The 21,123-nt window shown below is 60.7% G+C and carries 16 protein-coding genes; 10 read left to right on the top strand and 6 right to left on the bottom strand.

All coding sequences use genetic code 11. The features are described from left to right. Window positions 1-7: 7 nt before the first annotated feature. The 8 genes from nuoG to nuoN are packed head-to-tail and all read left to right on the top strand — an operon-like array spanning window position 8 to window position 10,003. The gene (gene nuoG / locus HBR93_RS25150; RefSeq protein ID WP_115128481.1) at window positions 8-2,722 is read left to right on the top strand and encodes an NADH-quinone oxidoreductase subunit NuoG; all 2,715 of its coding nucleotides are present in this window, start codon (window positions 8-10) and stop codon (window positions 2,720-2,722) included. Continuing rightward, a complete protein-coding gene (nuoH, locus tag HBR93_RS25155; RefSeq protein ID WP_017737147.1) occupies window positions 2,719-3,726 on the top strand; it encodes an NADH-quinone oxidoreductase subunit NuoH in 1,008 nt (335 codons plus the stop codon). The genes nuoG and nuoH overlap by 4 nt, the downstream gene beginning before the upstream one ends. An 11-nt stretch (window positions 3,727-3,737) precedes the next feature. After that, entirely contained in the window at window positions 3,738-4,286 is a 549-nt protein-coding gene (gene nuoI / locus HBR93_RS25160; RefSeq protein WP_003174725.1) for an NADH-quinone oxidoreductase subunit NuoI, read from the top strand. Window positions 4,287-4,295: 9 nt separating this feature from the next. Continuing rightward, complete coding sequence (gene nuoJ, locus HBR93_RS25165; protein WP_017476146.1) at window positions 4,296-4,799, top strand: NADH-quinone oxidoreductase subunit J; 504 nt, start codon at window positions 4,296-4,298, stop codon at window positions 4,797-4,799. A gap of 2 nt (window positions 4,800-4,801) precedes the next feature. Then, window positions 4,802-5,110, top strand: a complete 309-nt coding sequence (gene nuoK / locus HBR93_RS25170; RefSeq protein WP_003174727.1) for an NADH-quinone oxidoreductase subunit NuoK — start codon at window positions 4,802-4,804, stop codon at window positions 5,108-5,110. Continuing rightward, window positions 5,107-6,960 carry an NADH-quinone oxidoreductase subunit L gene (gene nuoL, locus HBR93_RS25175; RefSeq protein WP_029293339.1) on the top strand — a complete coding sequence of 618 codons (1,854 nt, stop codon included), beginning with the start codon at window positions 5,107-5,109 and terminating at the stop codon, window positions 6,958-6,960. Before nuoK ends, nuoL begins: the two co-directional genes overlap by 4 nt. A 39-nt stretch (window positions 6,961-6,999) precedes the next feature. Beyond that, window positions 7,000-8,532 carry an NADH-quinone oxidoreductase subunit M gene (gene nuoM, locus HBR93_RS25180; protein ID WP_057445263.1) on the top strand — a complete coding sequence of 511 codons (1,533 nt, stop codon included), beginning with the start codon at window positions 7,000-7,002 and terminating at the stop codon, window positions 8,530-8,532. Between the two features lie 7 nt (window positions 8,533-8,539). Then, on the top strand, window positions 8,540-10,003 hold the full coding sequence (gene nuoN, locus HBR93_RS25185; protein WP_057441395.1) for an NADH-quinone oxidoreductase subunit NuoN: 1,464 nt from the start codon (window positions 8,540-8,542) through the stop codon (window positions 10,001-10,003). A gap of 233 nt (window positions 10,004-10,236) precedes the next feature. Here nuoN and HBR93_RS25190 read toward each other — a convergent pair whose 3' ends face one another. The 6 genes from HBR93_RS25190 to HBR93_RS25215 are packed head-to-tail and all read right to left on the bottom strand — an operon-like array spanning window position 10,237 to window position 16,166. Beyond that, window positions 10,237-11,979, bottom strand: a complete 1,743-nt coding sequence (locus HBR93_RS25190) for an ABC transporter substrate-binding protein (RefSeq protein WP_029293329.1) — start codon at window positions 11,977-11,979, stop codon at window positions 10,237-10,239. A gap of 38 nt (window positions 11,980-12,017) precedes the next feature. Next, the gene (locus tag HBR93_RS25195; protein WP_029293327.1) at window positions 12,018-12,290 is read right to left on the bottom strand and encodes a DUF2160 domain-containing protein; all 273 of its coding nucleotides are present in this window, start codon (window positions 12,288-12,290) and stop codon (window positions 12,018-12,020) included. A gap of 10 nt (window positions 12,291-12,300) precedes the next feature. Beyond that, window positions 12,301-13,101 carry a carbohydrate ABC transporter permease gene (locus tag HBR93_RS25200; RefSeq protein WP_017735079.1) on the bottom strand — a complete coding sequence of 267 codons (801 nt, stop codon included), beginning with the start codon at window positions 13,099-13,101 and terminating at the stop codon, window positions 12,301-12,303. Between the two features lie 10 nt (window positions 13,102-13,111). Further along, window positions 13,112-13,978, bottom strand: coding sequence for a sugar ABC transporter permease (locus HBR93_RS25205; RefSeq protein ID WP_057441394.1), 867 nt, complete (start codon window positions 13,976-13,978; stop codon window positions 13,112-13,114). Then, complete coding sequence (locus tag HBR93_RS25210) at window positions 13,975-15,072, bottom strand: ABC transporter ATP-binding protein (protein ID WP_120733473.1); 1,098 nt, start codon at window positions 15,070-15,072, stop codon at window positions 13,975-13,977. The genes HBR93_RS25205 and HBR93_RS25210 overlap by 4 nt, the downstream gene beginning before the upstream one ends. After that, window positions 15,072-16,166 carry an ABC transporter ATP-binding protein gene (locus HBR93_RS25215; protein ID WP_057445261.1) on the bottom strand — a complete coding sequence of 365 codons (1,095 nt, stop codon included), beginning with the start codon at window positions 16,164-16,166 and terminating at the stop codon, window positions 15,072-15,074. The genes HBR93_RS25210 and HBR93_RS25215 overlap by 1 nt, the downstream gene beginning before the upstream one ends. Before the next feature lie 253 nt (window positions 16,167-16,419). On the opposite strand from HBR93_RS25215, the gene HBR93_RS25220 reads away from it, so the two are divergent. After that, complete coding sequence (locus HBR93_RS25220) at window positions 16,420-18,240, top strand: sigma-54-dependent Fis family transcriptional regulator (protein WP_169961322.1); 1,821 nt, start codon at window positions 16,420-16,422, stop codon at window positions 18,238-18,240. Between the two features lie 176 nt (window positions 18,241-18,416). Beyond that, window positions 18,417-21,123, top strand: a 2,707-nt coding sequence (locus HBR93_RS25225; RefSeq protein ID WP_169961323.1) for a DUF6531 domain-containing protein, incomplete at its 3' end; no start/stop codon positions are given.

Here is a 21,123-nt window from a genome sequence, read left to right on the forward strand (position 1 = left end):
TTGAACCATGGCCACTATCCACGTAGACGGCAAAGCGCTCGAAGTCGATGGGGCGGACAACCTGTTACAGGCGTGTCTGTCACTAGGCCTCGACATCCCTTATTTCTGCTGGCACCCCGCGCTTGGTAGCGTCGGTGCCTGTCGCCAGTGTGCGGTCAAGCAGTACACCGACGAAAACGACACCCGTGGTCGTATCGTTATGTCCTGCATGACGCCGGCCACCGACAACACCTGGATTTCCATCGACGATGATGAATCCAAGGCGTTCCGCGCCAGCGTTGTCGAATGGCTGATGACCAACCATCCCCACGACTGCCCGGTCTGTGAGGAAGGCGGTCACTGCCACCTGCAAGATATGACGGTGATGACCGGCCACAACGAGCGCCGTTATCGCTTCACCAAGCGTACCCACCAGAACCAGGACCTCGGCCCGTTCATTTCCCACGAAATGAACCGCTGCATCGCCTGCTATCGCTGTGTGCGCTTCTATAAAGACTACGCCGGCGGCACCGACCTGGGCGTATTCGGCGCCCACGACAACGTGTACTTCGGTCGCGTTGAAGACGGCGTGCTCGAAAGCGAGTTCTCCGGCAACCTCACCGAGGTCTGCCCGACCGGTGTGTTTACCGACAAGACCCACTCCGAGCGCTACAACCGCAAGTGGGACATGCAGTTCTCGCCGAGCATCTGCCATGGCTGCTCCAGCGGTTGCAACATCTCCCCGGGCGAGCGCTACGGCGAACTGCGTCGCATCGAAAACCGCTTCAACGGTTCGGTCAACCAGTACTTCCTGTGCGACCGTGGCCGTTTCGGCTATGGCTACGTCAACCGCGAAGACCGCCCTCGCCAGCCATTGCTGGCCGATGGCGCCAAGCTGAGCCTGGACGCGGCGCTGGATAAAGCCGCTGACCTGCTGCGCGGGCGCAACATCGTGGGTATCGGTTCGCCACGCGCCAGCCTCGAAAGCAACTACGCGTTGCGCGAGCTGGTAGGCGCCGAGCACTTCTACAGCGGTATTGAAGCCGGTGAGCTGGAGCGCATTCGCCTGGTCCTGCAAGTGCTCAATGACAGCCCGCTGCCAGTACCGAACATGCGCGACATCGAAGACCACGACGCGATTTTCGTGCTCGGTGAAGACCTGACCCAGACCGCCGCACGTATCGCCCTGTCGCTGCGCCAGTCGGTCAAAGGCAAGGCCGAAGAAATGGCCGACGCCATGCGCGTCCAGCCGTGGCTCGACGCCGCGGTGAAAAACATCGGCCAGCACGCGCTGAACCCGCTGTTTATCGCCAGCCTGGCTGAAACCAAGCTCGACGATATCGCCGAAGAATGCGTACACGCAGCACCCGACGACCTGGCTCGCATCGGTTTCGCCGTGGCCCACGCCCTCGACGCCAGCGCCCCTGCCGTCGAAGGCCTGGATGCAGAAGCTGCAGCCCTGGCCCAGCGCATCGCCGATGCCCTGCTGGCGGCCAAGCGTCCACTGATCATTGCCGGTACCTCGCTGGGTTCCAAGGCGCTGATCGAGGCCGCCGCCAACATCGCCAAAGCCTTGAAGCTGCGCGAGAAGAACGGCTCCATCAGCCTGGTCGTGCCGGAAGCCAACAGCCTTGGCCTGGCCATGCTCGGTGGCGAGTCCCTGGACAGCGCCCTGCAGGCCGTAATCGACGGCACTGCGGACGCCATCGTGGTACTGGAAAACGACCTGTACACCCGCACCGATGCGACCAAGGTCGATGCCGCGCTGAATGCTGCCAAAGTGCTGATCGTCGCCGATCACCAGAAGACCGCCACCAGCGACCGCGCCCACCTGGTGCTGCCAGCCGCCACCTTCGCCGAAGGCGACGGGACCCTGGTCAGCCAGGAAGGCCGCGCCCAGCGCTTCTTCCAGGTGTTCGATCCAAAGTACATGGACGCCAGCATCCTGGTTCACGAAGGCTGGCGCTGGCTGCATGCCCTGCGCGCAACCCTGCTGAACCAGCCGATCGACTGGACCCAGCTCGACCACGTCACCGCAGCCGTCGCCGCGAGCGCACCGCAGTTGGCGCGTATCGTCGATGCCGCACCGTCCGCCGCGTTCCGCATCAAGGGCATGAAGCTGGCCCGTGAACCGCTGCGTTACTCCGGGCGTACCGCCATGCGCGCTGATATCAGCGTGCACGAACCGCGTACCCCGCAAGACAACGACACCGCGTTCGCCTTCTCCATGGAAGGCTACTCGGGTTCGGTCGAGCCCCGTCAGCAGGTGCCATTTGCCTGGTCGCCGGGCTGGAACTCGCCGCAGGCCTGGAACAAGTTCCAGGACGAAGTCGGTGGTCATATCCGCGCTGGCGACCCGGGCACCCGCCTGATCGAAAGCACCGGCGATTCGCTGAACTGGTTCGCTGCAGTACCGCGTCCGTTCAACCCGGCCCCGGGCACCTGGCAGGTTGTGCCGTTCTTCCACCTGTTCGGCAGCGAAGAGACCTCTTCCAAAGCCGCACCGGTGCAAGAGCGCATTCCACAAGCCTACGTGTCCGTGGCCAAGTCCGAAGCCGATCGCCTGGGCGTCAACGACGGTGCCCTGCTCAGCGTGAACGTAGCCGGCCAGACCCTGCGTCTGCCGCTGCGCATCAACGACGAGCTGGGTGCTGGCCTGGTTGCACTGCCAAAAGGCCTCGCCGGGATTCCTCCTGCGATCTTTGGCCAAACCGTTGACGGTCTGCAGGAGGCAGCGCAATGACCTGGTTCACCCCTGAAGTGATCGACGTGATCATCTCGGTCGTCAAGGCCATCGTGATCCTGTTGGCCGTGGTCGTCGCGGGCGCCCTGCTCAGCTTCGTCGAACGTCGCCTGCTGGGCTGGTGGCAGGACCGTTACGGTCCGAACCGCGTTGGCCCATTTGGTATGTTCCAGATCGCTGCCGACATGCTGAAAATGTTCTTCAAGGAAGACTGGACCCCGCCGTTTGCCGACAAGGTGATCTTCACCCTGGCACCGGTCGTGGCCATGAGCGCCTTGCTGATCGCCTTCGCGATCATCCCGATCACCCCGACCTGGGGCGTGGCGGACCTGAACATCGGCTTGCTGTTCTTCTTCGCCATGGCCGGTCTGTCGGTCTACGCGGTGCTGTTCGCCGGCTGGGCCAGTAACAACAAGTTCGCCCTGCTGGGCAGCTTGCGGGCCTCGGCCCAGACTGTGTCCTACGAAGTGTTCATGGGCCTGGCGCTGATGGGCATCGTGGTGCAGGTGGGCTCGTTCAACATGCGCGACATCGTCGAGTACCAGGCACAGAACCTGTGGTTCATCATTCCGCAGTTCTTCGGCTTCTGTACCTTCTTCATCGCTGGCGTGGCCGTGACTCACCGTCACCCTTTCGACCAGCCCGAAGCGGAACAGGAACTGGCCGACGGTTACCACATTGAATATGCCGGCATGAAATGGGGCATGTTCTTCGTCGGTGAGTACATCGGCATCATCTTGATCTCGGCCCTGCTGGTCACGCTGTTCTTCGGCGGCTGGCACGGTCCGTTCGGCATCCTGCCGCAGTTGGCGTTCTTCTGGTTCTTCCTCAAGACCGCGTTCTTCATCATGTTGTTTATCCTGCTGCGCGCTTCCATTCCGCGTCCACGATACGACCAGGTGATGGATTTCAGCTGGCGCTTCTGCCTGCCGCTGACCCTGATCAATTTGCTGGTGACTGCTGCCGTTGTGTTGTTGAACACGCCAGCGGGCGCGGTTCAGTGAGGATTTGACCCATGTTCAAATATATTGGCGACATCGTTAAGGGTACCGGTACCCAGTTGCGAAGCCTGGTGATGGTTTTCGGCCATGGCTTTCGCAAACGCGACACCCTGCAATACCCGGAAGAAGCGGTGTACCTGCCGCCGCGTTATCGCGGCCGTATCGTACTGACCCGCGACCCCGATGGCGAAGAGCGTTGCGTAGCCTGCAACCTGTGCGCCGTGGCGTGCCCGGTTGGCTGTATCTCCCTGCAGAAAGCTGAAACCGAAGACGGTCGCTGGTACCCGGACTTCTTCCGCATCAACTTCTCGCGCTGCATTTTCTGCGGCCTCTGCGAGGAAGCTTGCCCGACCACCGCAATCCAGCTGACACCGGATTTCGAAATGGCCGAGTTCAAACGTCAGGACCTGGTGTACGAGAAAGAAGATCTGTTGATCTCTGGTCCCGGTAAAAACCCTGATTACAACTTCTATCGTGTTGCAGGTATGGCCGTTGCCGGTAAGCCCAAAGGCGCCGCACAAAACGAAGCCGAGCCGATCAACGTGAAGAGCTTGCTGCCTTAAGGAAGAAAGATGGAATTCGCTTTCTATTTCGCATCGGGTATTGCAGTGGTGTCCACGCTTCGCGTGATCACCAACACCAACCCCGTGCACGCCCTGCTCTACCTGATCATTTCGCTGATCGCCGTGGCCATGACCTTTTTCAGCCTCGGCGCACCGTTTGCCGGTGTCCTGGAAGTGATCGCCTACGCTGGCGCCATCATGGTGCTGTTCGTGTTTGTGGTGATGATGCTCAACCTGGGGCCGGCTTCGGTCGCCCAGGAGCGCGTCTGGCTCAAGCCCGGCATCTGGCTTGGCCCGGTGATCCTGGCAGCGCTGCTGCTGGCTGAACTGCTGTATGTACTGTTCGCTCACCAGAGCGGCCAGGCCATCGGCCACACCACCGTGGACGCCAAGGCCGTGGGCATCAGCCTGTTCGGCCCGTACCTGCTGGTGGTCGAACTGGCTTCGATGCTGCTGCTCGCTGCAGCCATCACTGCCTTCCACTTGGGCCGCAACGAAGCCAAGGAGCAATGACGATGCCTGCTATCCCTTTGGAGCATGGTCTGGCGGTCGCCGGCATCCTGTTCTGCCTTGGCCTGGTCGGCCTGATGGTTCGCCGCAACATTCTGTTCGTGTTGATGAGCCTGGAAATCATGATGAACGCTGCTGCACTGGCCTTCATCGTGGCGGGTGCGCGTTGGGGCCAGCCGGATGGGCAAGTGATGTTCATCCTGGTGATCAGCCTGGCAGCCGCCGAGGCCAGTATTGGCCTGGCGATCCTGCTGCAACTGTACCGTCGCTTCCACACGCTTGATATCGACGCTGCCAGTGAGATGCGCGGATGAACATGATCTTTCTGACTTTCGTATTTCCCCTGATCGGTTTCCTGCTGCTGTCGTTCTCCCGTGGACGCTGGTCGGAAAACCTCTCGGCCCTGGTCGGCGTGGGTTCCATTGGCCTGTCGGCGATTGTCGCCGCCTACGTCATCTGGCAATTCAACGTTGCGCCACCAGAAGCGGGTCACTACACCCTGGTGCTGTGGCAGTGGATGGCGGTCGAAGGCTTCAAGCCTGACTTCGCCCTCTACGTCGACGGCCTGTCGATCACCATGCTCGGCGTGGTGGTGGGCGTGGGCTTCCTGATCCACCTGTTCGCGTCCTGGTACATGCGCGGTGAGGCCGGTTACTCGCGCTTCTTCGCCTACACCAACCTGTTTATCGCCAGCATGCTGTTCCTGGTGCTGGGCGATAACCTGTTGTTCCTGTACTTCGGCTGGGAAGGCGTGGGCCTGTGCTCGTACCTGTTGATCGGTTTCTACTACAGCAACCGCAACAACGGTAACGCGGCACTCAAGGCGTTTGTCGTGACCCGGATCGGCGACGTGTTCATGGCCATCGGCCTGTTCATCCTGTTCCAACAGGTGGGCACGCTGAATATCCAGGAACTGCTGGTGCTGGCACCGCAGAAATTCCAGGTCGGCGACTTCTGGATCACCCTGGCAACCCTGATGCTGCTGGGCGGCGCTGTCGGTAAGTCGGCACAACTGCCACTGCAAACCTGGCTGGCAGACGCCATGGCCGGTCCTACCCCGGTTTCGGCACTGATCCACGCCGCCACCATGGTGACCGCCGGTGTCTACCTGATCGCCCGTACCCACGGCCTGTTCACCCTGGCGCCGGAAATCCTGCACCTGGTGGGCCTGGTGGGTGGCGTGACCCTGGTGCTGGCCGGCTTCGCCGCGCTGGTGCAGACCGACATCAAGCGGATCCTCGCTTACTCGACCATGAGCCAGATCGGCTACATGTTCCTGGCCCTGGGCGTCGGCGCCTGGGACGGCGCGATCTTCCACCTGATGACCCACGCCTTCTTCAAGGCCCTGCTGTTCCTGGCGTCCGGTGCGGTGATCGTTGCCTGCCACCACGAGCAGAACATCTTCAAGATGGGCGGCCTGTGGAAGAAACTGCCATTGGCCTACGCCAGCTTCATCGTCGGCGGCGCGGCGCTTGCAGCCCTGCCACTGGTGACCGCAGGTTTCTACTCCAAAGACGAAATCCTCTGGGAAGCCTTTGCCAGCGGTAACCAAGGCCTGCTGTACGCCGGTCTGGTTGGCGCATTCATGACCTCGCTGTACACCTTCCGCCTGATCTTCATCACGTTCCACGGTGAAGCCAAGACCGAAGCCCACGCAGGTCACGGCATTTCCCACTGGCTGCCACTGTCGGTGCTGATCATCCTGTCGACCTTCGTCGGCGCCATGATCACCCCGCCACTGGCTGGCGTACTGCCACAAAGCGTCGGGCATGCCGGCGGCGACGCCAAGCACAGCCTGGAAATCGCCTCGGGCGCCATCGCCATCGCCGGTATCCTGCTGGCGGCCATGTTGTTCCTCGGCAAGCGTCGCTTCGTCACTGCCGTGGCCAACAGTGGCATTGGCCGCTTCCTTTCGGCCTGGTGGTTCGCTGCCTGGGGCTTCGACTGGATCTACGACAAACTGTTCGTCAAGCCTTACCTTGCGATCAGCCATGTACTGCGCAAAGACCCGCTCGACCAGACCATTGGTTTGATCCCGCGTGCCGCCAAGGCCGGTCACACCGCCCTGAGCCGCACCGAGACCGGCCAATTGCGTTGGTATGCAGCTTCCATGGCGGCCGGTGCCGTGCTGGTGATCGGCGCCATCGTAGTGGTAGCGGTCTGATATGAACTTTGCGAACTTGCGAAAGGAAACGAGCCCGTCATGATTCTGCCCTGGCTAATCCTGATCCCTTTTATCGGCGGCCTGCTCTGCTGGATGGGCGAGCGCTTCGGCGCTACCCTGCCCCGCTGGATTGCGTTGCTGACCATGTCCCTGGAACTCGCACTCGGCCTCTGGCTGTGGGCCCATGGCGACTATTCATTTGCTCCGGCACCGGGTGTCGATCCAACCTTCGCGCTTGAATTCAAGCACGTCTGGATCGAACGCTTCGGCATCAACGTGCACCTGGCCCTCGATGGCCTGTCGCTGTTGATGATCCTGCTGACCGGCCTGCTGGGTATCCTCTCGGTACTCTGCTCCTGGAAAGAAATCGAGCGTCACGTGGGCTTCTTCCACCTGAACCTGATGTGGATCCTGGGCGGCGTTGTCGGCGTGTTCCTTGCGCTGGACCTGTTCATGTTCTTCTTCTTCTGGGAAATGATGCTGGTGCCGATGTACTTCCTCATCGCGCTCTGGGGTCACAGTTCTTCGGACGGCAAGAAAACCCGGATCTACGCGGCGACCAAGTTCTTCATCTTCACCCAGGCTTCCGGCCTGATCATGTTGGTGGCGATCCTGGGCCTGGTCCTGGTCAACTTCAACAACACCGGCGTGATTACCTTCAACTACGCCGACCTGTTGAAAACCAAGATGTCGATGACCACCGAGTACATTCTCATGCTCGGTTTCTTCATCGCCTTCGCGGTGAAGCTGCCAGTGGTACCGTTCCACTCCTGGTTGCCTGACGCTCACGCCCAGGCACCCACCGCAGGTTCCGTGGACCTGGCCGGTATCCTGTTGAAGACGGCGGCCTACGGCCTGCTGCGTTTCGCCTTGCCGCTGTTCCCGAATGCTTCGGCCGAGTTCGCGCCGATTGCCATGACCCTGGGTCTGATCGGGATCTTCTACGGCGCGTTCCTGGCCTTCGCACAAACCGACATCAAGCGTCTGATTGCCTTCTCGTCCGTTTCCCACATGGGTTTCGTACTGATCGGCATCTACTCCGGCAGCCAGCTGGCGTTGCAAGGCGCGGTGATCCAGATGCTGGCTCACGGTGTTTCGGCAGCCGCACTGTTTATCCTCAGTGGCCAACTGTACGAGCGCCTGCACACCCGTGACATGCGTGAAATGGGCGGCATCTGGTCGCGTATCGCCTACCTGCCGGCGATCAGCCTGTTCTTTGCAGCCGCCTCCCTGGGCTTGCCGGGCACCGGTAACTTTGTCGGCGAGTTCCTGATCCTGATGGGCAGCTTCGTCAGTGCGCCATGGATCACCGCGATTGCCACCTCCGGCCTGGTGTTCGGTTCGGTCTACTCGCTGATCATGATCCACCGCGCCTACTTCGGCCCGACCAAGTCGGACGCTGTCCTTAAAGGGATGGATGCTCGCGAACTGATCATGGTGCTCGGCCTTGCGGCATTGCTGGTGTATATCGGCGTGTATCCGCAACCGTTCCTCGACACCTCTGCCGCCACGATGCATGGCGTGCAGCAGTGGTTGAGCACCGCCTTCACTCAACTCGCTTCGGCCCGGTAAGAGCGCTATGGAATTCACGATCCAACACTTTATCGCGCTTGCGCCGCTGCTGATTACCAGCCTCACCATTGTGGTGGTGATGCTGGCAATCGCCTGGCGCCGCAATCACTCACAGACGTTCCTGCTGTCTACCGCAGGTCTGAACCTGGCCTTGCTGTCGATTATCCCGGCACTCAAGGTCGCCCCACTGGCGGTGACCCCGCTGGTGATGATCGATGACTTCGCGCTGCTGTATACCGCGTTGATCCTGGTTGCGACACTGGCCTGCGTCACCCTCGCCCACGCTTACCTCGGCGAAGGCGGCACCGGCTACCCGGGCAACCGCGAAGAGCTGTACCTGCTGATCCTGCTGGCTGCGGCCGGCGGTATCGTACTGGTCAGCGCGCAGCACCTGGCCGGTTTGTTCATCGGCCTGGAACTGCTGTCGATCCCGACCTACGGCCTGGTGGCCTACGCCTTCTTCAACAAGCGCTCCCTGGAAGCCGGCATCAAGTACATGGTGCTGTCGGCCGCCGGTTCCGCGTTCCTGTTGTTCGGTATGGCCCTGCTCTACGCCGAAGCCGGTAGCCTGAGCTTCAGCGGTATCGGCCACGCACTGGCCACCACCAGCATGCCTGCGCCGCTTGCCCAACTGGGCCTAGCCATGATGCTGATCGGCCTGGCGTTCAAGCTGTCGCTGGTACCGTTCCACCTGTGGACCCCGGACGTGTACGAAGGCGCCCCGGCGCCGGTAGCCGCGTTCCTGGCTACTGCGTCGAAGGTTGCAGTGTTTGCGGTGATGGTGCGTCTGTTCCAGATCTCCCCTGCCGCCAACACCGGCGTACTCAGCGACGTGCTGACCGTGATCGCCATTGCGTCGATCCTGTTCGGTAACCTGCTGGCCCTGACCCAGAACAACCTCAAGCGTCTGCTGGGTTACTCGTCCATCGCCCACTTCGGCTACCTGCTGATCGCCCTGGTGGCGAGCAAGGGTCTGGCCGTGGAAGCCATCGGCGTGTACCTGGTCACCTACGTGATCACCAGCCTCGGTGCGTTCGGCGTCATCACCCTGATGTCCTCGCCTTACAAAGGCCGTGACGCCGACGCCCTGTACGAATACCGCGGCCTGTTCTGGCGCCGTCCGTACCTGACCGCCGTGCTGACCGTGATGATGCTGTCCCTGGCCGGTATCCCGCTGACCGCCGGCTTTATCGGCAAGTTCTACATCGTCGCGACCGGTGTTGAAGCCCACGAATGGTGGCTGGTAGCCTCCCTGGTACTGGGCAGCGCCATCGGCGTGTTCTACTACCTGCGCGTGATGGTCACCCTGTACCTGATCGAGCCAAACCTGCGCCGTGTGGACGCCGAGCTGCACTGGGAGCAAAAAGCCGGTGGCGTGATGCTGCTGGCTATTGCCCTGCTGGCGTTCTTCCTGGGTGTCTACCCACAACCGTTGCTCACCCTGGTGCAGCATGCGGTGATGGCGGGTTGATCGCTTAGGCTCAAGCAGTAAACAGAACGGCACCCTTGGGTGCCGTTTTGCGTTTCTGGGGGGAGATATGCGGTGCCACCGCTGTCGCCATCGCGGGCAAGCCCGCTCCCACACATGACCGTGCTCTCATGATGAAACCGGATCAATGTGGGAGCGGGCTTGCCCGCGATGGCGGTAGCAGCGACACCACAAAAAACGGCACCTCACGGTGCCGTTGTGCTATCTGCCCTACCTCACTTACGCGCCGCCTCCCACGACTTGAGCAAGTCGGCATAGTTCACGGTTTCACCCTTGGGCTTTTCGTTCGCCAGTTTCGGCTTCGGTGCACCCGGCTGGTCGAACCAGTACTGGGCATCGCGCTCGGGGTTCATCTTCGGCCCGCAGATCGGCTGCACCTTGGAGCGCTCCAGGCGCGTCATGATGGCGTCCTGATCTTTGGCCAGGCCATCCAGCGCCTGTTGTGGGGTTTTCTCGCCGCTGGCGGCTTCCGAGATATGGCTCCACCACAGCTGCGCCAGGCGCGGATAATCCGGCACGTTGGTGCCGGTCGGCGTCCATTGCACCCGCGCCGGGCTGCGATAGAACTCCACCAGGCCGCCGAGTTTCGGTGCCAGGTCAGTCATGGCCTGGGAGTTGATGTCCGATTCGCGGATTGGCGTCAGGCCGACGATGGTTTTCTTCAAGGACACGGTTTTCGAGGTGACGAACTGCGCATACAGCCAGGCCGCCAGTTTTTGCTTCTCAGGCGTGGATTTGAGGAAGGTCCAGGAGCCCACGTCCTGATACCCCAGCTTCATACCCTCCTCCCAATATGGACCGCGTGGTGACGGTGCCATGCGCCACTTCGGCGTGCCATCGGCGTTCATCACCGGCAAGCCCGGCTTGGTCATATCGGCAGTAAAGGCGGTGTACCAGAAAATCTGCTGCGCGATGTTGCCCTGGGACGGTACCGGCCCGGACTCGGAGAAGGTCATGCCCGCCGCTTCCGGTGGCGCATAGGCGCGCATCCAGTCGACATATTTCTGCGTGGCAAACACCGCGGCCGGGCCGTTGGTATCGCCGCCACGGGTCACGCTGGAACCCACCGGGTGGCAGTCCTCGACCCGAATGCCCCACTCGTCCACCGGCAAGCCGTTGGGCAGGCCCTTGTCGCCGCCCCCGGCCATGGAGAACCAGGCATCGGTAAAACGCCAGCCCAGGGACGGATCCTTCTTGCCGTAGTCCATATGGCCATACACGCGTTTGCCGTCGATTTCCTTGACGTCTTCGCTGAAGAACTTGGCGATATCTTCATAGGCCGACCAGTTCACCGGGACGCCCAACTCATAGCCGTACTTTTCCTTGAACTTGGCCTTGAGATCAGCCCGCTCGAACCAGTCGGCGCGGAACCAGTACAAGTTGGCAAATTGCTGGTCGGGCAACTGGTAGATCTTGCCATCCGGCGCAGTGGTAAAGGAGATGCCGATAAAGTCCTTGAGGTCCAGGGTCGGCGAGGTGAAGTCCTTGCCTTCATTGGCCATAAGGTCGGTGATGGATTCGGTCTTGCCATAGCGAAAGTGCGTACCGATCAGGTCGGAATCGTTGACCCAGCCGTCATAGATATTCTTGTCCGACTGCATCTGGGTCTGCAGTTTTTCCACCACATCGCCTTCCTGCAGCAGATCGTGGGTCAGCTTGATCCCGGTGATTTCACTGAAGGCCTTGGCCAGCACCTTGGATTCGTACTCGTGGGTGGTAAGGGTTTCCGACACCACATTGATCTTCATCCCACGAAACGGCTCGGCGGCCTTGATAAACCACTTCAACTCTTCAAGTTGCTGGGCTTCGGTGAGAGTGGACGGTTTGAACTCGCTGCCAATCCATTTTTTCGCGGCATCCTCATAGGCATCAGCCCAGGCCGCAGCACTCAGGCCACTGAGGGCCAAGACAGCGGCCAATGAAATGCTATGTCGCAGCTTATTGTTTTTATCGAACATAGAGACCTCCTGGTTGGGATCAAAAGGGATGCCTGTGGCTATCCCCAACGCATCACAGACAACAGCCACACCACAGACAGCGCGGACGCCACCCAGATGCTCCAGCCGGTTACGCCAATCACCAGCAGATGCAGGTAGGCGCTCCCGAGAAGACCGATAAACAAACGATCACCACGGGTGGTGCTGATCGGTAACAACCCGCGCCGGGGAATGCTCGGCGAACGCAGCTCCCACGTGGTCATGCCCGCCAGCAACAGGGCAATCGCCGCAAAGAACAGTGCAGTCGGGGTGGTCCAGGCCATCCATTCCATCATCGTTTCCTCAGACCCGGCCAAGGGCAAAGCCCTTGGCCACATGGTTGCGAACAAACCAGATCACCAGCATGCCCGGCAGGATGGTCAGCACCCCGGCGGCCGCCAGTACGCCCCAATCAATCCCGGACGCTGACACGGTGCGGGTCATCACGGCGGCAATCGGTTTGGCATTCACGGACGTCAGCGTGCGCGCCAGCAGCAGTTCGACCCAGGAAAACATAAAGCAGAAAAACGCCGTGACACCGATCCCCGAGCCAATCAGCGGGATAAAGATCTTCACGAAAAACTTCGGAAAACTATAGCCGTCGATATAGGCCGTTTCGTCGATCTCCTTGGGCACCCCCGACATAAAGCCTTCCAGGATCCACACCGCCAGCGGCACGTTGAACAGGCAGTGGGCCAGAGCCACAGCGATATGGGTGTCGAACAGGCCGATGGACGAATACAACTGGAAAAACGGCAACAGGAACACCGCCGGCGGCGCCATGCGGTTGGTCAGCAACCAGAAGAACAGGTGCTTGTCGCCGAGGAAGCGATAGCGCGAAAACGCGTAGGCCGCCGGCAGCGCCACCGTCAGGGAAATCACGGTGTTCAGGCTCACGTAGTACAGCGAGTTCAGATACCCGGTGTACCAACTGGGGTCGGTAAAGATCACCTTGTAGTTGGCCAGGGTGAAATCCTGCGGAAACAGCGTCAGGCCGCCGAGGATTTCGGTGTTGCTCTTGAAGGACATGTTCAGCAGCCAGTAGATCGGCACCAGCAGGAACAGAATGTAGATCAGCAGCGGGATGACCTTGCGCTTGCTCATGTTGGCGGCCTCAGCGGTTGGCGTCGGAGTGGGTCATGGCGGTGTAGAACAGCCAGGACACCAACAGGATGATCAGGAAATACACCAGGGAAAACGCTGCCGCCGGCCCCAGGTCGAATTGGCCGATAGCCATCTGGGTCAAGGTCTGACTGAGGAAGGTCGTCGCATTCCCCGGCCCGCCTCCCGTCAGGACAAACGGCTCGGTGTAGATCATGAAACTGTCCATGAAGCGCAGCATCACGGCGATCAGCAGCACGCTCTTCATCTTGGGCAACTGGATATGTCGGAATACTGCCCAGGCTGATGCCCGATCAATCCGCGCCGCCTGGTAGTACACATCCGGTATGGCCCGCAGCCCGGAGTAGCACAGCAGCGCCACCAGAGAGGTCCAGTGCCACACATCCATGACCAGCACCGTGACCCAGGCGTCCATGGTGTTGGCGGCATAGTTGTAGTTGATGCCCATGGCATTCAGGCTCGAACCCAGCAGGCCGATATCGGCACGGCCGAAGATCTGCCAGATGGTACCGACCACGTTCCACGGGATCAGCAGCGGGATGGCCATCACAATCAGCACCAGGGACGACCAGCGGCCTTTGGTGGGCATGGTCAGGGCAATGGCAATGCCCAGCGGGATCTCGATCAACAGCACACACGCGGAATAGATGAACTGGCGCAGCAGCGAGTCATGCAGGCGCGGGTCCAGCAGCACTTGCTTGTACCAGTCGGCACCGACGAAATAGCGGCTGGACTGGTCGAAAATGTCCTGCACCGAGTAGTTGACCACGGTCATCATCGGGATCACCGCGCTGAACGCCACCAGCAGGAACACCGGCAATACCAGCCACCAGGCCTTGTTGTTCTGCACCTTGTTCATGGCCGTGCCTCCAGCAGGTAATCATCGGCATAGACCATCAACCATTGCGCCGGGAAGCTGATCGACGCCCGGCCCTCGGGTACCGGTTTGTCTTCGGCCAGGCGTACTTTCAACGGCGCGCCGTCGAGGTTGAGGGTCAGGATCTTGTAGGTGCCCAGGTCTTCGATATGCATGACGTCGGCCTGCAACGCATCAGGATTGGGCTCGTCCCACACATGGATAAACTCGGGACGAATGCCGACCTGAAGTTTTTTGTAGTCCTTTTCCGCGATCTGCCGCTGCTGCACCTCGGACAACGCCAGATGTGTCCCGGCAAATCGCACCCCACCAGCTTCGGCCCGCACTTCAATCAGATTCATCCCTGGGCTGCCGATGAAATAGCCGACAAAGGTATGGCTGGGACGCTCAAACAATTCCCGCGGCGTGCCGAACTGCACAATCTGCCCGCCGTACATCACCGCGATCTTGTCGGCAAAGGTCGAGGCCTCCAACTGATCGTGGGTGACGTAAACCATGGTGATATTGAACTGCTCATGGATCTGCTTGAGCTTGCGCCGCAGTTTCCACTTCAGGTGCGGGTCGATTACCGTCAGCGGCTCGTCGAACAGGATCGCCGAGACGTCATCGCGCACCAGCCCACGGCCCATCGAGACCTTTTGCTTTTCATCGGCACTCAGGTTGCGGGCCTTTTTTCCCAGCAGGTTCTGCAGGTCGAGCACTTCGGCAATTTCCTGCACCTTGCTGTGCACTTTGGCCTCGGCCATGCCCTGGTTGCGCAGGGGGAATGCCAGGTTATCGAACACGGTCATGGTGTCGTAGACCACCGGAAACTGGAAAACCTGGGCGATATTGCGCTTTTCCGGGGTCAGCTCATTCACCACCTTGTTGTCGAACAGCACCTGGCCTTCCGAAGGGCTGAGCAGGCCGGAGATGATGTTGAGCAAGGTTGACTTGCCACAGCCAGACGGCCCGAGCAACGCGTAGGCACCGCCCTGCTCCCAGATGTGGTTCATTTCGCGAATGGCGTAGTCTTCAGGCCCGGCGGGTGTAGGGCTGTAGCTATGTGCCAGGTTCTGCAAATGGATCTCGGCCATCAGGCAACCCTCGCGACACGGCGCCCGGGAGCCTGGACCAAACGGCCCTGACCATCGAACACAAACAGTTTATGGGTCGGAATATAGATGCGGATCGGCGCATCCACGTCGTACTCGTGTACTCCCGGCAGGTGTAAAACCAGCAAAAAATGCTCGCTGCGCACGTGCAGGAAGGTTTCCGAGCCGCTGATCTCCGCCACTTCCACGGTTACTGCCAGTTCCAGGTCATCGTCGTTGCTGGGCACCAGGCTGATATGGCTGGGGCGCACACCAAAGCGGAATTCGCCCTCGCCGATGGGGCGCAGGTCGACATTCAACGGAAAGTGCACGTCACTGGCGAAACTCACTTCATTGCCGCTGATGCGCCCCGGCATCAGGTTGATCGGCGGTTCGGAAAACAGTTCGGCCGCCAGCACGGTCTGCGGTTGGTGATAGACCTCGGCGGCCTTGCCGCTCTGGATCACCCGGCCTTCGTGGAGAATGGTGGTGGTGCCGCCCAGCGCCAGTGCCTCGTTGGGCTCGGTGGTGGCATAGATGGCAATGGTGTTGCGGGCCTTGAACAGCTCGCGCATTTCCTGACGCAGCTCTTCGCGCAGTTTGTAGTCCAGATTGACCAAGGGTTCGTCGAACAGAATCAGCTCGGCATCCTTGACCAGCGCCCGGGCCATCGCCGTGCGTTGCTGCTGGCCACCGGACAGCTCCAGAGGGTGACGTTGCAGGAACTTCTCGATGCGCAGCATCTTCGCGGTTTCCAGCACTTTGCTGTGGATCAGTTCGTTGGAGGCCCCGGCCTGGCGCAGCGGCGAGGCGATGTTCTCGAACACGGTCATGGTCGGGTAGTTGATGAACTGCTGGTACACCATCGACACATTGCGCAAGCGCACCGGCTTATGGGTGACGTCGACGCCGTTCATCAGGATGCGTCCGCTGTCAGGCTTGTCCAGGCCGGCCATCAGGCGCATCAGGCTGGTCTTGCCGGACAGCGTACGGCCCAGCAACACATTGAAAGAACCGGCTTCAAAGCGCAGGTTGGCGTCGTCGATCCAGGTCTGGCCTTCGACGACACGGGTCACATGTTCCAGGGTCAATGACATGACACGCCCTTTTTCTTATTGGAATTGTTCTTCCAGGGGCAGAGCGAGTTTCGTGCCAATAATAAAAACCGTCGATTTGCCAAAGACTTGAGCAAAACCACTGCTCAGTGCTGAACAGAAATGAACATTCACAACTGAACAATTGAACAACCTCCAGGTTGACAATGAACAGTTCTGAACAACACTGAGCAAGCCCGCTCGCACATTGGAATTGCATAGGGTTCATAACAACAATAAAAAGAAGGTCACCGCCATGGCCGCACCAGCCCCGCTTTTGCCCCACGACACCATCATCCAGGACTCCTGGCGCCGCTGCCGTGCGTTCGGCCTGGATCACCAGAGCGCACCCAGCTTCGACCAACTGCCCGCCGAGGGCATCAGCCAACTGCTGGAGAGCCAGCACGCGCTGGTCCAGACCACCCACCAGGAAGTACTGCCTTATTACGAGAACATCCTCAGCAATTCCAACTGCCTGATCATGCTGGCCGACAATCAGGGCCAGGTCCTGACCTCGTGGGGCACCCAACGCTTTATCGACCCCAAGCTGGCCCGTGGCTTCAACGCCGGAGCCAGTTGGATGGAGCGCGCCACCGGCACCAACGCCATCGGCACCGCGCTGGCCTGCGCCCAGGCGGTGCATATCGAACATGACGAACACTTCCTCAAGGCCAACCGTTTTATGACCGGTTCAGCCGCGCCGATCTTTGATGCCAACCGCGAGATCATTGCGGTACTGGATGTGTCCAGCGACAGCTACCTGCCGCCCTCCCACACCCTGGGCATGGTCAAGATGATGAGCCAGACCGTGGAAAACCGGCTGATCCTTAACCTGTTCGGTGGCGAACACTTCCAACTGACCTTCAACACCGGCCTGAACAACCTCGACAGCCAATGGGCCGGCCTGCTGATCTTCGATGAAAGTGGCCAGGTGCTGTCAGCCAATCGCCGCGCCGACAACTTGCTGGGCATCAGCCTGTCGCGGGTGATGATCGACAGCCTGTTCAAGGTCTCGCTGCTGGAGTTGCTCAACCAGCCCGAAGGCCTGCCCTTTGCCCTGCAGGCTGCGGGGCGCAACCGTTTCCAGTGCCTGCTCAAACGCCCCAAACAGGCGCCGGTGCAGGCCAGGGTCTTTAGTGAACCAGCCCCCGCGCCCATCGGCCTCAAGACCCTGCACTTTGGCGACAGCCGCGTGGAAAAGGCTGTGCGCCAGGCCGAACGCCTACTGGAAAAAGACATTCCGCTGCTGATCCACGGTGAAACCGGTGTCGGCAAGGAAGTTTTCGTCAAAGCCCTGCACCAGGCCAGTTCCCGCAGCCAGCAGGCGTTTATCGCGGTCAACTGTGCGGCAATTCCGGCGGAGCTGGTGGAATCGGAGCTGTTTGGCTATGAAAAAGGCGCGTTCACCGGCGCCAATCAAAAAGGCAGCATTGGCCTGATCCGCAAGGCGGACAAAGGCACGCTGTTTCTCGATGAAATCGGTGACATGCCCTTACCCACCCAGGCCCGGCTGCTGCGGGTATTGCAGGAGCGCTGCGTACAGCCGGTGGGCAGCAGCGAATTGTTCCCGGTGGACCTGCGGATTATCTCGGCGACCAACCGTTCGCTGCGCGAACAGGTGCTGATCGGACGGTTTCGGGAGGATTTGTACTACCGCATCGGCGGCCTGACCCTGGAACTGCCGCCCCTGCGCGAGCGCAGTGACAAGCAGGCGCTGTTCAAGCAACTGTGGCAACAGCACCGCGAACCCACGCAATGGGCCGGGCTCAGTGCTGAAGTGCTGGCGTTATTCGAGCAACACCCCTGGCCGGGCAACCTGCGCCAGGTCAGCAGCGTAATGCAGGTGGCGCTGGTCATGGCCGAAGATCAACCGATTCGCCCGGAGCACCTGCCGGATGATTTTTTTGTCGACCTGAGGCAAGCCGCACCCAGCGCGCCGGTGGTCATGGACGATCTGGACGATAGGCAAAACCTTCAGCAACGACTGGCAGCGGTCGGCGGCAATATCTCCCACTTGGCGAGGGAGTTGGGGGTCAGCCGCAATACCTTATACAAGCGATTACGCGCCGCTCCATAGCCGTAAACCCTGTGTCTTTCTTTAAGACTGATCGCTAGTTGATGTGGGCATAAGCGCCGATTCCAACTGAAAAACTCCCCCTGTCCGTAAGCCCATTCTGATTTAACAGACCACACCTCCAAGCGCCCTTTTCCTGCGGCATTCTCCGACGCCTTTCTTTTGCAGAGACGTCATGGATGCCAGCCCCTGCCCCTGATTCATCGCGCATCGACCTGATCGAATACGAGCTGGATGGCTTTCACCAGAGCCTGGCGCTGTATCGCCAGCAGGTAACAAGCTGGTACGCGCAGGCCCTGGACAAGGTCAGCCACGCCACGGATTTGCCGTCGCTGCTGGGCATGGAGCGGGTGCTGCGGGTCGGTGATTCCCAGGTGTCGGTAAGCCTGACCGACACCGACTTTGCTTCCAGTGTTGCCGTGTGCCCGGCAGGCGGCGAGCTGAAGATCGAAAGCAAATTCGAGTCGGTGTATGACGTGCCGCTGGGCAATCTCCAGGTGCAGGTGATTGGCCTGGAGGACGGCAGTTCCACGTTTATCCAACTGGATGAACAGGGCAAGGGCGCCCATCACTGCGCGGCCGGTGGGCGCTATCAGGTGCGCGTACAGGGCGGGGTTTCGGCGGCGCAGGTGGAGGCGCTGTTTGCGTCCTACGACAGTTTGACCGCCGAGCTACAAGCCTGGCTGCGCAAGGAATGGAGGGGGTTCAAACCGCACTGGCAGGTGTCGGCGTCAAGTGCCATTGGCAGTGGGATATTGGCCGGTACCTGGTCAGCCATTTCCGAGGTGTGGGACAGCCTGTCACTGATGCAGGACATCCTCAAGGACCCGGCCAAGCACATCGAACGCCTTGGCGCCCAGGCCGCCGAGCTGGCAGCCCTGGCGCGCGAAGCGCCGCAGGTGATGGAACAGGCGATGTTGCTGGCCAGCGACGAAGCGGCGCTGTACCTGATGTTGCGCACGGCGATGATCTGGTTGTCGGCGTTGCCGCCCAGCCAGGTGGCAGGGAAAACCGCCGAGGTGATTGCCGGGTTTGCCGTGTCGCTGCTCATTGATTTGCTGATTGCGCTGGTGCTGACCATTGCCCTGCAAGGTGCCGGGATCGCGTACCTGGGGCTGCGTCTGGCGAAGTATGGCAAGCAGGTGGTTGACGTTGCAGTGGGTTTCGTCAAAGGCGTGTTCGACATCCTCAAGCGTTTTATGGGGGCGGTGGATCGCTACAAGACGGTGGCTGTGCGCGGCGTGGTTGGCGGCTTGAAAAAGGGTGGCCTGCAGATGCACTGGGGCGCGCGGCGCAATACCACGCTCAAGCAGGCAGAGGCGTTGGACGACGCACCCTCCTCCGCGAAAAACCCCAACGGTGAGGCAACCGCCAGCGCCGACAAAACCGCGACCCACGGTTGCCCGGTGTCCATGGTCACCGGCGAAGAACTGCTGACCCTGACCGATGGCGAACTGGATGGCGTGCTGCCATTTGCCTGGACACGCCTGTATCGCACCAGTGCCGTGGAGGTGGATTGCGGGCTGGGCTTTGGCTGGAGCCATTCCTTGGCGCAGCGGCTGGAGGTGGTCGGCGGGTCGGTGGTGTGGACGGACCATGAGAACCGCAGCACCACCTTTCCCCTGCCCTCCGTTGCCCGCCCGGCGATCAGCAATAGCCTGGCTGAAGCGGCGATTTATCTGGGGGCTGCGCCGGATGAACTGGTGCTGGCGCAGGGGGCACGCTTCTACCACTTTCACGACGGTGTGCTGACGGCGATCAGCGATGGGTATGACAACCGCCTGGGTATTTCCCGCGATGGCTTGGGGCGGATTCTGCGCCTGGATAACGGTGCCGGTCGCGCCTTGCTGTTGCGTTATGACCGCGGGCATATCGTGGCGCTGGACTACCAGGTGTTTCGCGTGGAAAGCGAATCGGATGACGCCTGGGTTACTGAGCAGAACGTTGTTTCCTACCGCTATGACGAACAGTGGCGACTGCTTGAGGCGATCAATGCCGTCGGCGAAAGCGAGCGCTATCAATATGACAGCCTTGCGGTAATTACTGAGCGGCAGTTGGCCGGTGGGGCGAGTTTTTTCTGGGAGTGGGAACGGTCTGGCAAGGCGGCGCGCTGTGTGCGGCATTGGGCCAGTTTTGCGCAGATGGATACGCGCTATAGCTGGGACGACGGCCGCGTCACCCTGCTTAACGCCGATGGCAGTCAGGAAGTTTACGTGCATGACCCGCGGGCACGCCTGGTGCAGCGGGTTGATCCGGATGGCGGCGAGCATTTCAGGTCCTACGACGCACAGGGGCGGCTGACGGTTGAACAGGATCCCCTCGGCGCGATCACGGCCTATCAGTACGACGAGGCTGGGCGCTTGGTGGCGCTGTTTCCCGGGGATGACGAGCCCACGACCTACGAGTATGAGGATGGCTTCGTACGGGTCATGCGCCGGGGTGAGGCGGTCTGGAAGTACCAGCGTAATGATCAGGGCGCGATCACGCGCCAGACTGATCCAGCCGGCAATGTCACCGAGTACAGCTATGACAAGCGTGGCCAGCTTTTAGCGGTTTGGTACCCGGACCACAGCTGTCAGCGCCTGACGTGGAACGATCTTGGCCAGTTGATTGGGGAACAACTGCCCAATGGCGGCGTACGGCGTTATCGCTATGACGACCTGGGCCGGCAGATTGCCCGCGAGGATGAACATGGCGCGCTGACCCAGTATCACTGGGACGCGGTGGGCCGGCTGATCAAGGTGGTAATGCCAGGCGGCGCCACCCGCGAATTGAGCTACAACCCCTACGGAAAAATCACCGCCGAGCGCGATGAACTGGGGCGTGTGACCCGGTATGAATATGCCGATGGCTTGCACCTGATCAGTCGCCGGATCAACCCCGATG

Source organism: Pseudomonas sp. WS 5411 (genome assembly GCF_012985595.1).
GTDB lineage: Bacteria > Pseudomonadota > Gammaproteobacteria > Pseudomonadales > Pseudomonadaceae > Aquipseudomonas > Aquipseudomonas shahriarae.

Bases quoted from the DNA above. Each gene is read 5' to 3' on its own strand.
- nuoJ (WP_017476146.1), top strand. From the start codon at position 4,296: ATGGAATTCGCTTTCTATTTCGCATCGGGTATTGCAGTGGTGTCCACG.
- nuoK (WP_003174727.1), top strand. From the start codon at position 4,802: ATGCCTGCTATCCCTTTGGAGCATGGTCTGGCGGTCGCCGGCATCCTG.
- HBR93_RS25215 (WP_057445261.1), bottom strand. From the start codon at position 16,166: ATGTCATTGACCCTGGAACATGTGACCCGTGTCGTCGAAGGCCAGACC.
- HBR93_RS25190 (WP_029293329.1), bottom strand. From the start codon at position 11,979: ATGTTCGATAAAAACAATAAGCTGCGACATAGCATTTCATTGGCCGCT.
- HBR93_RS25200 (WP_017735079.1), bottom strand. From the start codon at position 13,101: ATGAGCAAGCGCAAGGTCATCCCGCTGCTGATCTACATTCTGTTCCTG.
- HBR93_RS25220 (WP_169961322.1), top strand. From the start codon at position 16,420: ATGGCCGCACCAGCCCCGCTTTTGCCCCACGACACCATCATCCAGGAC.
- nuoL (WP_029293339.1), top strand. From the start codon at position 5,107: ATGAACATGATCTTTCTGACTTTCGTATTTCCCCTGATCGGTTTCCTG.
- HBR93_RS25195 (WP_029293327.1), bottom strand. From the start codon at position 12,290: ATGGAATGGATGGCCTGGACCACCCCGACTGCACTGTTCTTTGCGGCG.
- nuoN (WP_057441395.1), top strand. From the start codon at position 8,540: ATGGAATTCACGATCCAACACTTTATCGCGCTTGCGCCGCTGCTGATT.
- nuoI (WP_003174725.1), top strand. From the start codon at position 3,738: ATGTTCAAATATATTGGCGACATCGTTAAGGGTACCGGTACCCAGTTG.
- nuoG (WP_115128481.1), top strand. From the start codon at position 8: ATGGCCACTATCCACGTAGACGGCAAAGCGCTCGAAGTCGATGGGGCG.
- HBR93_RS25205 (WP_057441394.1), bottom strand. From the start codon at position 13,978: ATGAACAAGGTGCAGAACAACAAGGCCTGGTGGCTGGTATTGCCGGTG.
- HBR93_RS25210 (WP_120733473.1), bottom strand. From the start codon at position 15,072: ATGGCCGAGATCCATTTGCAGAACCTGGCACATAGCTACAGCCCTACA.
- nuoH (WP_017737147.1), top strand. From the start codon at position 2,719: ATGACCTGGTTCACCCCTGAAGTGATCGACGTGATCATCTCGGTCGTC.
- nuoM (WP_057445263.1), top strand. From the start codon at position 7,000: ATGATTCTGCCCTGGCTAATCCTGATCCCTTTTATCGGCGGCCTGCTC.